General features: G+C 48.8%; 13 protein-coding genes. 5 read left to right on the top strand and 8 right to left on the bottom strand.

Annotated features, from left to right (window positions below; all coding sequences use genetic code 11):
- Positions 1-3 precede the first annotated feature (3 nt).
- The 4 genes from CP943_RS02720 to CP943_RS02735 form a co-directional block, all read right to left on the bottom strand.
- Positions 4-891 (bottom strand): TetR/AcrR family transcriptional regulator, encoded by an 888-nt coding sequence (locus tag CP943_RS02720; RefSeq protein ID WP_020450175.1) that lies wholly within the window; start codon positions 889-891, stop codon positions 4-6.
- A 94-nt stretch (positions 892-985) separates the two neighbouring features.
- Positions 986-1,828 (bottom strand): isocitrate lyase/PEP mutase family protein, encoded by an 843-nt coding sequence (locus CP943_RS02725; RefSeq protein WP_026580549.1) that lies wholly within the window; start codon positions 1,826-1,828, stop codon positions 986-988.
- 110 nt (positions 1,829-1,938) lie between these two features.
- Positions 1,939-2,676, bottom strand: coding sequence for an NADPH-dependent oxidoreductase (locus tag CP943_RS02730; RefSeq protein ID WP_059231859.1), 738 nt, complete (start codon positions 2,674-2,676; stop codon positions 1,939-1,941).
- 18 nt (positions 2,677-2,694) lie between these two features.
- Positions 2,695-2,982: a putative quinol monooxygenase gene (locus CP943_RS02735; RefSeq protein WP_020450178.1), complete on the bottom strand. Its 288-nt coding sequence runs from the start codon at positions 2,980-2,982 to the stop codon at positions 2,695-2,697.
- 177 nt (positions 2,983-3,159) lie between these two features.
- Here CP943_RS02735 and CP943_RS02740 point away from each other — a divergent pair, with 177 nt between their 5' ends.
- Positions 3,160-3,456: an ArsR/SmtB family transcription factor gene (locus CP943_RS02740; protein WP_026580551.1), complete on the top strand. Its 297-nt coding sequence runs from the start codon at positions 3,160-3,162 to the stop codon at positions 3,454-3,456.
- Positions 3,457-3,520: 64 nt separating this feature from the next.
- Here the strand turns inward: CP943_RS02740 and gabR are convergent, their stop codons facing one another.
- Positions 3,521-4,951, bottom strand: a complete 1,431-nt coding sequence (gabR, locus tag CP943_RS02745) for a MocR-like transcriptional regulator GabR (RefSeq protein WP_026580552.1) — start codon at positions 4,949-4,951, stop codon at positions 3,521-3,523.
- A 103-nt stretch (positions 4,952-5,054) separates the two neighbouring features.
- Between gabR and gabT the strand changes: the two genes are divergently transcribed.
- Genes gabT through gabD form a run of 3 tightly spaced genes read left to right on the top strand, consistent with a single transcriptional unit; the run spans position 5,055 to position 9,162 of the window.
- Positions 5,055-6,368: a 4-aminobutyrate--2-oxoglutarate transaminase gene (gabT, locus tag CP943_RS02750; protein WP_105980711.1), complete on the top strand. Its 1,314-nt coding sequence runs from the start codon at positions 5,055-5,057 to the stop codon at positions 6,366-6,368.
- Positions 6,369-6,401: 33 nt separating this feature from the next.
- Positions 6,402-7,793: an APC family permease gene (locus CP943_RS02755; protein WP_103750273.1), complete on the top strand. Its 1,392-nt coding sequence runs from the start codon at positions 6,402-6,404 to the stop codon at positions 7,791-7,793.
- Positions 7,768-9,162, top strand: coding sequence for a succinate-semialdehyde dehydrogenase (gene gabD, locus CP943_RS02760; RefSeq protein ID WP_105980712.1), 1,395 nt, complete (start codon positions 7,768-7,770; stop codon positions 9,160-9,162). Before CP943_RS02755 ends, gabD begins: the two co-directional genes overlap by 26 nt.
- A gap of 44 nt (positions 9,163-9,206) precedes the next feature.
- Here gabD and CP943_RS02765 read toward each other — a convergent pair whose 3' ends face one another.
- Positions 9,207-10,091 carry a DMT family transporter gene (locus CP943_RS02765; protein WP_026580556.1) on the bottom strand — a complete coding sequence of 295 codons (885 nt, stop codon included), beginning with the start codon at positions 10,089-10,091 and terminating at the stop codon, positions 9,207-9,209.
- Positions 10,092-10,253: 162 nt separating this feature from the next.
- On the opposite strand from CP943_RS02765, the gene CP943_RS02770 reads away from it, so the two are divergent.
- Entirely contained in the window at positions 10,254-10,745 is a 492-nt protein-coding gene (locus tag CP943_RS02770; RefSeq protein ID WP_026580557.1) for a hypothetical protein, read from the top strand.
- A 47-nt stretch (positions 10,746-10,792) separates the two neighbouring features.
- Here CP943_RS02770 and CP943_RS02775 read toward each other — a convergent pair whose 3' ends face one another.
- Entirely contained in the window at positions 10,793-11,437 is a 645-nt protein-coding gene (locus tag CP943_RS02775) for a YcnI family copper-binding membrane protein (RefSeq protein WP_095292504.1), read from the bottom strand.
- Between the two features lie 2 nt (positions 11,438-11,439).
- The gene (locus tag CP943_RS02780) at positions 11,440-13,086 is read right to left on the bottom strand and encodes a copper resistance protein CopC (protein WP_095292569.1); all 1,647 of its coding nucleotides are present in this window, start codon (positions 13,084-13,086) and stop codon (positions 11,440-11,442) included.
- Positions 13,087-13,090: the final 4 nt, after the last annotated feature.

Here is a 13,090-nt window from a genome sequence, read left to right on the forward strand (position 1 = left end):
CTCTTATTCTTTGATACTAATTGTTTGTATTTGTGAAACATCGCATTGGAGCGCCTCGATTTTTCCAAGGTAATCAAGGAGAGCCTTAATTAAATACGTGCGGGGCTCATTGGCGAAAAGCTCCTCGCTCAGCAAATCTGCGGCAGACAGCAATTCTGTCACGGAAACGTCGTCTTGTGGCAGCGAGGAAATCTTGTTTTTCAGTTTTTGCAAAAGGTCTTCAAGCAATTCCTCTTTTTTGGGCGGTGCCCAGCATGATGAGAAATTCGTATAGGAGGCAATAATGTCTTCATTTAATGAACTTTTCTGATCTTCGTTCAGCTTTTTCTCTATGAAGAGATCCAGAACCGACATAATGAATGGCGGAATCGTTTTAACGTCGGGCTGTGCTTTTCCAGTGCCGACTAAAAACAGGAATTCTCTCATCAAACCGTGGAAAATGATGACGATATCCCATATAAACGGTTCCACCTCTTCGCCGTACGCTTGAATGATAGAGTCTTTATGCCAGCTGATGATCAGCGATTTTGTTTCTTTCAGATGCTTTTTAAATACCGCGGTATCCGGAGACGATCCCTCATTGGAGAGGAAATTGATAAATTGGCGGTTTTCCCTGAATTCCGTAATCTCCAAAGCGATTTTTTTAGCGAGTCTTTCTTTTGGCGTCAGCGAGGTTTCCGTATTGATGATGGCGCTTTTGTTCAGCATTTCATGCTTTCTGAACTTGATCAATGCCAGCAGAAGATCTTCTTTAGATTGAAACAGTTTATAAATAGATGCTTTTGACATTTTGCATTCTTCAGCGATCGCTTGCATTGCAACGTTATGATAGCCTTTTTGGGCAAACAGCTTTTTGGCGGCCCTTAAGACTGCTGCTCTTTTTTCGTTCATTCCGGCTCCTTCTTTCGCAATGATAAAACTCATGGGTTACGAAAAAACCCATGAGTTTTCATAAATGAAATATTAACAGACCGAACTGTTTAGGTCAACGATTTTGTTTTGGGTTACGGTGAAGGCTGATCCAATCGGCAGCTTCGCCGTATGAAAGGACTCCGTCCGTCATATGACTGAAGGAGCCGCGGGTGATGATGTCTTCACCGATCTTTTTCACCAGCGACAGGGCGGCTCTGAACGGGGCGGATCCGCAGCTGATTCTTTCGATCCCCAGTTCGGAAAGAATTTGTAAAGAGGGAGTGTGTGAGCCGGCCAGTACGTTGAGTGGTCCGGGTATATCTTTTCTCAGCCCGGCAATGGTGCCTGTATCATTGGCTCCGGGGATAAATATGCAGTCCGCGCCTGCTTGTCTGTACCGATTTGCCCGCCGGACGGCTGTTTGAAGCCGGGAACCGGGAGCGTCTGCATTGAGCCAGTATACATCCGTGCGGGCATTGATCAAAACAGGAAGGTTCAGTTTTTTGACAGCCGCAATTTTTTCTTCCATTAATGTTGCATCACAAAGCGGCCGGCAGGGGTCTTTCGTTCCGTCTTCAATATTCATACCGACAACGCCGGCCGCTGCGGCTTTTTTTGCGTTTTCAGCAACTGCTTCCGGTGATTGGCCGTAACCCGCTTCAAGATCTGCGCTGACGGGAATATCGACGGCATCCGTGATGGTTTTCAGGACGGAAAGCAATGTTTCAAAAGGGAGATGTTCGCCGTCGGGATAGCCGAGGGACATGGCAATTCCGGCGCTGGTTGTGCCGACTGCTTTAAAACCGCAGTTTTGAAACGCTTTGGCGCTGGCCGCATCCCAGGCATTCGGCAGAACGAACGGGCCTGACTGATGATGGAGGTCTAGAAATGCTTTATATTTTGCAAATGGTTTCATGTGTTCCACTCCTTTTTTACATAGTGTAAAGGTAAAGACCTTCGATGCTCATCGAAATGTGGAATGGAACGCATGAAAAAAGGCTATCGATCACCGATAGCCTAAAGTATCTATTCGAGTTTAAATCCTTGTTTCTCAAGCATCTCACGGATGTGAGGATAATACACTTTATTGTAATAAGCGGATATGCCCTGAGACCAGTTTCTTGTTTCCTGTCCGTTTGTCCGTTTTGTCATGTATTCGGATATTTCTTCATCGTACGCGTCGATCAGCGGTTTTAAGTCAGGTTGATAGGTTTCGCTGTGCCTTACCGCTTGTTCAGGAAGTCGCGGCTTTTTCGCGGAGCGGTCCGCCGGATGGCCGACGACAAGCCCTGCGACAGGGAAGACGTATTCGGGAATATTGAGCAGCTCGATCAGCTCTTCTGCACGGCCGCGGACAGCGCCGATCGGCACAGTGCCAAGCCCCATCGATTCAGCGGCCGCTGTGGCCGTACCGAGAGCGATGCCTGCGTCGACAGCTCCGACAAGCACGGATTCCATTCCGTCTGTGATCGCAAGCGTTTCGCCGTTTTTCTCAAGGGCGATTTTCGCACGGTTGAAGTCCGCGCAGAACAAAAGGAAAACGGGGGCCTGCTCGATCCAGACCTGTCCGCCGGCCAATTCGGCGATTTTCTTTTTCCGTTCTTCATCTTGAACCGTAATCACGGTGACCTGCTGGCCGTTGATTGAAGTCGGTGCGGCTTGAACGGCTTGAATGATCTTGTCCAGCTGTTCAGGGTTCACGGGCTCATCTGTATAGCTGCGAATCGATCTATGGTCTGTCAATGATTTCAATACTTCATTCATTTAAACGTCATCCTTTCTTTAATCCGGTGTGTGCGTTTTAACCACATTCAGCGGTTCTGATAAAAGGTCGCCCGCGGCTTGAACGAAAGCTTGAAAGTGCTCTGTCTGATTATGGGCGTCAATTGCGTTTTGATCTTTCCATTGCTCAAGCATGACAAATGTATTGGCATGTTCGGTATCTTCAAACAGCTGGTATTGGGCATTGCCGGCTTCAGCTCTTGAATGTTTAAGCAGCGGTTGTACGCTTTCGAGAAAGGCGTTGCGTTTTTCTGGTTTTACTTTCATATAGGCTTGCAATACGATCATCGGTTCAAACCTCCGTCATGTCATTTAGAATTCCTTTGCGTGTACGTTATATACACAGTGAATTGATTGTTCGAAAATCATCGAACAATTGCATCGTAACATGTCTTTGCTTTGGCGGCAACCTATTTGCCTTCTTGACGAATTGTCTTGAAGCTAGGATTATGATACATTTAACCCATGAAAACAAATGAAATGAAGTTAACATCTGTTCTCCATGCCTTGAGTGATCCATACAGGCTTGAGATTGTCAAAGCCCTGGCTGACACAGCCGAGAAAACGTGCGGTACATGCACAAATCTCAATATCGCAAAGTCTACGCTGTCCCACCATTTCAAGGTGCTGAGAGAAGCGGGACTGCTCAAAGTCCGCATTGAAGGGAAGCATCATTATTACTCCCTCTGCAAACGGGAATTGGAGGAGCAGTTTCCGGGACTGATTGAGGCGGTTCTCCAGGTAGAAAAGGAACGGTGGTAAACGGGCAGACGTTGGCTTTCTAAAGCCAAGTTGATACCGGCAGGAGCGAACCTGCCGGTATTTTTTAAAACTTCTCATCACCGCATACCGCTTCATAAAGCTTGGCAGTCCCTTTGTCGATCTGATCGGCAGCGATTTTAGCAAATCCAAGCACGAGCGATACTGTTCCTTCATGTTTTGTCTGCTCTTTCTTTAACGTAAACCGGTTCATGCCGTAAACCTCGACCCGTCTATCCTTTGCTCTTGATAAAACCTCTTCTTCACTTCTATCTGTTTCAAAATCGGCCACAAAGTGAAGGCCTGCGCTTTCGCCTTTAATTTTCACCCGGCCGTTAAAGGTTTTGACAAGGCTTCCGATCAGCCTTGTCCGCTTTTCTTCGTAAATCTGGTTCATTTTCTTGATGTGCTTTTGGTATTCCCCCGATTCGATCAATTCCTGCAAGGCGAGCTGTGTTAAAACGCTGCTCGATTGAATCGAGAAATGGTGCCTTTTTCTGTATCGCTTCAGCAGCTTTTGCGGCAGTACCATATAGCTGATTCTCAGACCCGGAAGAAGCGATTTTGAAAACGTGCCGATATAGATGACTTTCTCAGAGCGGTCAAGGCTTTGCAGGGCGGGGATCGTATCGCTCCCATATTTGAATTCGCTGTCATAATCGTCTTCCACAATATAGCGGTTTTCCCCGTCGGAAACCCAATTTAAAAGCTGAATCCTTCTCGATACCGGCATAATGATTCCTGTTGGAAACTGGTGTGAAGGCGTGACAAATAAAACATCCGGATTCAGACGGTGAATCTCGCTGATCCGCATTCCTTTATGATCGAGCTGAATCGTGGCCACTTCTTTCCCTTCATTTTTCAGCAGTCGATAAATGCGGCTGTATCCCGGCTCCTCCATCGCATAGACGGCTGAGGCGGGGAGAAGATCCTGAAGCGTATGAATTAAGGACTGCGTGCCTGCGCTGATCACGATTTGTTCGGGGTGACACTTGACGCCTCTCGTTAAAGCGATAAACCGTGCGATCGTTTGGCGCACTTCGTAGACACCTTGCGGATGCGTCATTTCTCCAAGTTCGTTTACATGAGAAGAAACCGCTTTCTGTTCACAGCGAAGCCATGTTTTAAATGGAAAATGCGCCGTATCGACGCTCATATGGGAAAACGATATCCAGCCGTCTTTGCTTGCCGGCTTTTCAACCAGTTCTTTTTCCAATTGAAAAGGGCCTGGATGGCGGCTGGCATGGAACGTTTCGATCTGCTCTACAAAAAAGCCTTTTCTTTCACGTGAATAAAGATAACCTTCTGCCAGAAGCTGCTGGTAGGCAGCGTTGACCGAATTAATGCTGACGTTCAATGCTTCGGCGAGCTCGCGCTTGGAAGGGAGTTTTTTTCCCGGCAAAAGATTGCGGCTGAAAATTTCTTCTTTAATCCGTTGATAGATTTGGTGATAAATATAATCCGCATCCTTGGAGCGGTCAATCGGTATCGTAATCATAGCGCCTCCCCCCTGGTACCATTGAAAATTAATGATTGGTACTTTTCATCATACCAAAAAATATTCAGAATTATAAGAAATAAGAGTGGGGGAGAGATTTTTTATGAGTCTGAACACAAAAGCATTCACAACGGAAGATTGGCAGGCCAAACGGGATCAATTTGTGGCAAGGGGTGTCTCCAACGGAAACCGTCATCTGGCCGCTAAAGGGGAAGGGGCCGTTTTATACGATATTGACGGGCGCCGTTTTATCGATTTTGCCGGGGCGATCGGTACATTAAATGTCGGGCATTCACATCCGAAAGTTGTAGAAGCTGTCAAGCAACAGGCCGAACAGCTCATTCATCCGGGTTTTAACGTCATGATGTATCAGGCCTATATCGAATTGGCGGAAAAACTTTGCCGGCTTGCACCGGGCGCACACGAGAAAAAAGCGATTTTCCTGAACTCGGGGGCGGAAGCCGTAGAAAACGCCGTGAAAATATCCAGAAAATATACGAAGCGTCAAGCAGTCGTTTCTTTTACCCGCGGATTCCACGGGCGCACAAACATGACGATGAGCATGACGAGCAAGGTAAAACCATACAAATTCGGATTCGGCCCTTTTGCACCTGAAGTATATCAGGCGCCGTTTCCTTACTACTATAGAAAACCTGAAGGGATGACTGATGAAAGCTACGATGACATGGTTATTCAGGCATTTGACGATTTCTTCGTCTCATCTGTTGCTCCGGAGACGGTCGCTTGCGTTGTCATGGAGCCGGTGCAGGGAGAAGGAGGATTTATTATTCCTTCCAAACGGTTTGTGCAGCATGTCGCAGCCTTCTGTCAAAAACACGGCATCGTTTTTGTCGCCGATGAGATCCAAACAGGCTTTTCCAGAACAGGCAAATATTTTGCGATTGAGCATTTTGATGTCGTTCCTGATCTTGTGACGGTGTCAAAATCGCTGGCTGCCGGTGTTCCGCTCAGCGGTGTCATCGGCCGGGCGGAAATGCTTGATGCGGCGGATCCGGGGGAACTCGGGGGCACATACGCCGGAAGTCCGCTTGGATGCGTAGCCGCTTTGGCAGTGCTCGATATTATCGAATCGGAACAGCTCAACAAACGCTCTGAAGAAATCGGCAAAGCCATTGAAGAGCGAGCGCATGAATGGAAGGTGAAATATCCGCAGATTGGTGAAGTTCGCAGACTTGGCGCGATGGCGGCGCTTGAAATTGTCCGGGACGAAAAGACGCAGGAGCCGGACAAAGCAGCTGCGGCCAAGATTGCCAAGTACGCCAATGAACACGGCCTGCTCTTGTTGACGGCAGGAATCAATGGCAACATTATCCGTTTTCTGTCTCCGCTTGTTATTACTGATGAATTGCTTGAGGAAGGGTTCGGCATCATCGAAGAAGCGCTGAAACAGCTCTAGTTTGACATCTTCTAAAGGAAGGGGCGGATATAGATGGGTAAACAGCAAATGAAAAAAACGATGTCGCAGACGGATGTGCTATTTTTAGCGATCGGGGCTATGCTCGGCTGGGGCTGGGTCGTCCTTTCCGGCGACTGGATTTCGACAGCCGGTTTTTTGGGCAGCACCATCGCATTTATCATCGGCGGCATACTGGTCATCTTAATCGGGTTAACATACGCGGAGCTGTCTTCTGCCATCCCTGAAACGGGGGGCGGCTTGATTTTCGTCTACAGGGCGTTTGGCCGGAAAACGGCTTTTGTCGCCGCTTGGGGTGTGCTTTTCGGCTATGTTTCGGTGATCACATTTGAGGCGGTCGCATTGCCGACTGTCATCGATTACGTCCTGCCTGTCGAACATCAGGGGTTTCTCTGGTCGCTTAGCGGCTGGGACGTGTATGTCACTTGGGTGTTGATCGGTTCAGGGGGTGCGGTCGTCCTGACCGCGCTCAATTACTTCGGCGTCAAGCCGGCCGCGATTTTTCAGTCGGTTTTTACGATCGCGATTATCGCCACGGGCTTTCTCCTTTTGGGAGGCGCTTTGGTAAACGGTAATGTTGAACATATGCAGCCCCTTTTTAAAGACGGATTCTCCGGGATGATGTCCGTCCTCGTCATGATTCCGTTTCTGTTTGTCGGATTTGACGTCATCCCTCAGGTTGCGGCTGAAATTAATGCCCCGAAAAAAATCATCGGCAAAATTTTGATTATTTCGATCGTCAGTGCGGTCGTGTTTTATTTGCTGATTGTTTTCGGCGTGACGATGGGTCTGTCAGAAAGCGAGCTTGCAACGACTTCTTTGGCGACCGCAGATGCCATGGTCAATCTGCTCGGGAACCAGCTGTTCGGCACGGTGCTTGTCCTCGGCGGAGTCGCCGGTATCATTACAAGCTGGAACGCATTTATTATCGGTGCGAGCCGCATTCTGTTTGCCATGTCTGAAAAAGGCATGGTGCCGAAATGGTTCGGTTTCATCCATCCGAAGTATAAAACGCCGACGAACGCGATTTTGTTTCTGGGAGCGCTGGCATTTTTTGCACCGCTGCTCGGGCGCCCTGCCCTTGTTTGGATCGTCAATGCAGGGGGAACAGGTATTATAGTCGGATATTTGATCGTGTCGATTGCATTCATGAAACTGAGAAAGACAGAGCCGGATTTAAACAGGCCGTATAAAATCAATAAGTGGAAAACGACGGGTATATCTGCTATCCTCTTAAGTGTTATCTTTCTCGCTTTTTATTTGCCAGGCATGCCGGCCGCGCTTACATGGCCGTATGAATGGCTGATCTTGGCGGGATGGACATTGATCGGTTTTCTTTTATTCAACAGCAGTTCAAAACGTAAAGGGGAGGAGATTCAACATGACCAGCATGCTAGAAGTATATAATCCTGCGACTGGAGAAAAAATCAAATCGGTTCCCCAGCAATCCGCAAAAGAAGTCGAGGAGGCAGTCGTACGCTCGCATGAAGCATTTCAAAAATGGTCGAAAACATCGGCTTCAGAACGAGCGGGCTTACTGAAAAAATGGTTCGATTTGATTGTGGAGCAGAAGGACGAGCTGGCAAAATTAATTACGCTTGAAAACGGCAAGCCGTACGCTGAAGCACAGGGAGAAGTCATATATAGCGCAGGCTATATCGAATGGTATGCGGAGGAAGCAAAACGCATCTACGGAAGAACGGTTCCCGCATCTGTGACGAACAAGCGCATCATCGTCACGCGCCAAGGGGTCGGTCCTGTTGCGGCGATTACCCCGTGGAACTTTCCGGCGGCGATGATCACGAGAAAAGCGGCGCCAGCCTTGGCGGCGGGCTGTACTTTTATCATCAAGCCGGCGCCTGACACGCCTTTAACGGCGCTTGAGCTCGTTCGCCTCGGCCACGAAGCGGGCATTCCGAAAGACGTCCTTCAGTGTGTGATCGGCGACGGAAAAGAGATCGGTTCTATTTTTACAAGCCATCCGCTGATCCGCAAAATTACGTTCACCGGATCTACGCCTGTCGGCAAACAATTAATGAAAAACAGCGCCGAGACGGTGAAACATGTGTCAATGGAGCTCGGCGGCCATGCCCCGCTGATCATTGATGAAGATGCCAACATCGACCTCACCGTTAAACAGACGATGCTGTCGAAATACAGGAATGCAGGACAAACGTGCGTCTGTGCAAACCGTCTGATCGTTCACGAATCGGTTAAGGATGAATTTGCAGAAAAACTCCGCGCGGAAGTCGCCAAGCTGAAAGTCGGGAACGGGCTTGAAGAAGGTGTATCAATCGGTCCGATCATCAATAAAAACGGCTTCCAAAAAATCGTTGATCAAATCAATGACGCGGTGGATAAAGGGGCGAAAGTTCTCATCGGCGCCGAATACGAAAGCGATGATGAGAAATCATGCTACTTTGTCCACCCGACTGTACTGACGGATGTTGATCCATCGATGACGATTATGCATGAGGAAACATTCGGTCCCGTTGCACCGATTACGTCTTTTAAAACGCTGGACGAAGCGGTCAAGCTCGCCAATGATACGCCTTACGGTTTAGCGGCATACTTCTTTACGGAAAACTACCGCCGCGGCATCTATTTGTCCGAAAACCTTGATTATGGCATTCTCGGCTGGAATGACGGCGGTCCGTCAACCGTTCAGGCGCCTTTCGGCGGCATGAAGGAAAGCGGCATCGGACGCGAAGGCGGACAGGAAGGCATCGAGCCGTATTTGGAAACAAAATATTTGTCTATCGGTTTGGATGAATAACAAGACAACATGAAAACCCGCCCGCATATCCACGGGCGGGTTTTTTACGCTTTCACTTGTTCAGCGTTCATTTTATTCTTTTTGGGCTGATAGGAAATATAAAAAATGCCCAGCAGAAGCAATGCGATTCCGGCCCAGGAAACAAGAGGCAGCGATTCCTTGACAAGCACGGTTCCTAAAAGCGACGCTGTGAGCGGTTCAGCCAGCGACAGGGTCACCGCTGTTGAGGCGGGCACTTTTGCCAATCCTGTCGTAAATAACAGGTACGCGGCACCGGTTGCAATGACGCCGATATAGAGGCTGACAGCCGATCCCTGAACCGATAAGATCCAGCTCAAATCGTACAGAAACAACAACGGGGCAAGCAATACAGCGCTTAAAAAGAACACGGTGCCTGTGACAGCCTCCGGCTTCTGCTGTTGCAGGAGCTTTTTGCTTGTCAGCGTATAGACGGCAAAGGAAAGACCGGCGCCGAGTGCGAGCAATATGCCGAGAAAGCTCCCTCCCGATGAGGCGGAAGGGATGAATAACAAGGATACGCCTGCTATCGCTGCAGCCGTTGCGATCCACCATTTCGCTTGGGGCACTTTTTTGAACACGAGCCATTCGAGGCAGCCGGCGATAATCGGAGCGCTGCCGATGGCGACGACCGTTCCGACGGCGATCCCTGAGAGACTGACAGCTGAAAAAAAGAAAGGCTGATAAAATGCCATGCTCAATGCTGCGATAATCAGCGTTTTAACGGGCCAGCCGCTGCGTTTTAATTGACCGCGCAAAGCCGCGAACAAGAGCAGGGTGATGCCGCCGACCGCCATTCTGACAGCGCCGAACACAAGAGGCGCCGCTTCTTCAGGCGCGAACGCCTGGGTTGTTCCCGTCGTTCCCCATAAAATGGCCGCAAGCAAGACAAACAGAATCGATACTTTCATACTCCGATCTCTCCCTACTCAATCATTCAGAACTTTTTCTATTGTAAGATAAGTTTGTTAATTTTTGAATCACCGTATTGGAAATTTTCCTGCAAAGAGGATATTTTCAACGCTGGCCGAATTCATATAATGCCCTAAAACAATTAAAGTCGGAGGAAGCGGATGAAAAAACGAACAGTTTTATTATTTTTGGCGATCTTGGTTGCGGGTTGTGCGAGCGCCCAAGAAAATGATGAACAAACCAAATGGGTGAACAGCGAACAGGAAGCGATTGAGGACGGTATTCGTTACGAGAACATCACAAAAGACGATATTATAGACAAAATCGATTTAAACGGCGAACAAGTCGTCGTTTTTCGATTCGGCGATTCGGAGGGAGAGGGAATTTGCCTCGCTCACATCAAACGGGAAAACGGCAAATATCAATGGTACCGCGACTTAAATTACGCAATTGTAAAATCGGATCACCCGAAAACGGAGAGTGCGGAAGCTTCTTCACCGTTCACAACGCCTAAGGGAAGCAAGTACACGTTATATACAGGGGATGCCGCTCGCCTGAATGGAACATTTGAGACTGATGACGGGCTTCATTTAGAGGCGGTGGTCGATCAAAAAACAGGCATGTATTATCAGATCGTGCGGGATTCGAACTGAAATGGGCACAAAAAGGCTGTCGGGATATTCCCGACAGCTTTTCATTTTTACGCTTTCTTTTTGCGCACTGTCAAGAGCAGCGCAGCACCCCCAAGAAGCACGGCGAGGATCGACAGGATGAGGGAAGCGGTTTGAATCCCTTGTCCGGCTTGACCGTCTTCGTTTTCTGCGGCTGTGTTTTGTTTCGTTGAAGCGCCGTGTGCGTCAACCGTTTCGTGCCCGAGCTTTGCAGCATCGACAATGCTTGTGATCGCATGCGGGGTATCGGCGTTTTCATCGCCGGTCCACTCGACAATCGTGCCGTCTTTATAATATTGGTAAGCGTTCCAGGCGGCCTTTTGTTCTTTGTCAGGGTTTTTGGCGGTGAAAGTAAACTGTTGGAATTCACCAGGCTGAATGCCGCCGTTTTCGGCTTCCCAAGTCACCCTTGTCACTTTCTCGTTTTTACCGGTTTCAGTGCTTGTTTTCCAGCCTGGCACCGGTTCATACTGCTGAAATTCAACACCGTCTGGCATGCTGAGAACGACCTTGGTTGTGGCGTTGTCTTTTTCAACCGGTACTTTGACGGTGTATGTTTCCCATGAGCCTGCTGCTGATTCTGCCGGTTTTACCGTGACATGTGCGCTGACAGGCACGGAGAAAAGCAAAAATGATGCTAGGATTGCACCCAGCCATAATGTTTTTTTAAACATAATCAAAACTCCTTTTTATTAATTTTTGCATTGAAAACCGTTCTGATCTCCTCAAATGACGCCGTTAACCCGTGAACGCGGATTTTCCAGATGCCGTCTTCGCTTAAATTTAAATTTTTCGTTTGAAAAACGCCGTCTTTATTTTTGCTGAGGCTGAACGTGCTCTCTTTGTCATCCCCGAAAAGCCCGGTTTTCTCAACGGTTAATTCGATTTTTTGAATATCTTTGACGACGTCTCCTTTTCTGTTTCTGACTGTGACTTCAAACGCATTTGAGCCCGGCATGTTCGGGCTGATTCGGAGCGACAGCGTGTTTCCTTCCGTCAATTGCTTCGTCTCACTGAAAGGCTGCGGCAGCGGCGCGGGCGGACTTGGAATATTGGTGAAAACCGCCGTGGTCACCAGAATGAGAAGTCCGACCGTCCATTCAGCCTTCAGCGAACGGGCGCCCTGCTGTTTCGGCGCTTTTCTAAAACGGAAATAGTGTAATGCCCCGAGTCCGATCATGAGAAGAACGAGGGCCGCTTTTACAAGGAGCGCTTTTCCGTAAGCCGTCCCTAGCAGGTTATCCAGTGTGTGAACAATGAAGAAGCTGTTGAAAAGGCCCGAGAATATCAGAAGCCCTGCAGAAGCGAGCGCCCATGGCGAGAAGCGCCGAATGGTTTCCCATATTAAACTTTTGTCAGGCTTCAGCCAGTCTTTTCCGAAAAACAGCACAAACATCGCGAGTCCGCCCGTCCAAATGGAAGCGGTATTCAGATGGATGAAGTTCATCGCGATTGTCATATAGCCGGCGCTCGTCGAAGCGGCATGGCCGTCGAGCGATTTGACGAACAAAAGTCCGGCAAAAAGGAACAGGCTCAAGATCGCGCTCTTCAGACCTTTTCTGTTCGAACAAAAAACAAGCAAGGCGATGATGGCGATGTTGATCAGCCACAGCATTCCGCCCGTCGTATTCAGAAGCGTTTCTTGCAAAAGCGAAGGCTGGAAAGCCCCGATCCAGGAAACGCCCGCGTTTACTTTGGTTTGCAGGGGCAGCTGAATGATGATGGCGGCCCCTGTCAATAAGAGCGCCGCATTCTTGATCCGCTTCAGACGGCGCCGTTTGCCACCCGGCCAGCCGTTTTCAGGGCGGTACCATACGAGCTGAAAGAGAGCGGCCCCCATGAACAGGGAGAAACCGGTATACAAAAGGACGCGTTCCATGACGGTATCGGCTGCCGGCAGGCCTGATGCTTGTTTTTGCTGATCTTTCGGCAGCCCGCCTTGAATGTTTCCGATGCTGAAAGGGATCGTGCCTGATACGGGATGCCCGTCTGCAGATACAGCTCTCCATTCGGCCGAGTAGATATCATCCTTCAATTTCGGTTTCAGCTTGACGGTCATGATTTTGGCGTTTTGCGGATCGATTTCCGTTTTGCCGGAATCAACGCGCTCACCCGACGAATTTCTGACCGTTATCGAATGAAACCCGTTCTGAATCGCTTCATTGAATTCGATCTTGATTTCTGCAGGCGCTTTTTTCAGCTCCTGATTTTCAGCGGGAGTTGATTTTACGATATATGCGTGAGCAAAAGCGGCTTTTGGCAGCAGAATGATACAAAGAACAGCGAGAACTGTCCAGAGTGTTGCTCTTTTCATCACATTCATCCAA

It is taken from the genome of Bacillus paralicheniformis (genome assembly GCF_002993925.1).
GTDB lineage: Bacteria > Bacillota > Bacilli > Bacillales > Bacillaceae > Bacillus > Bacillus paralicheniformis.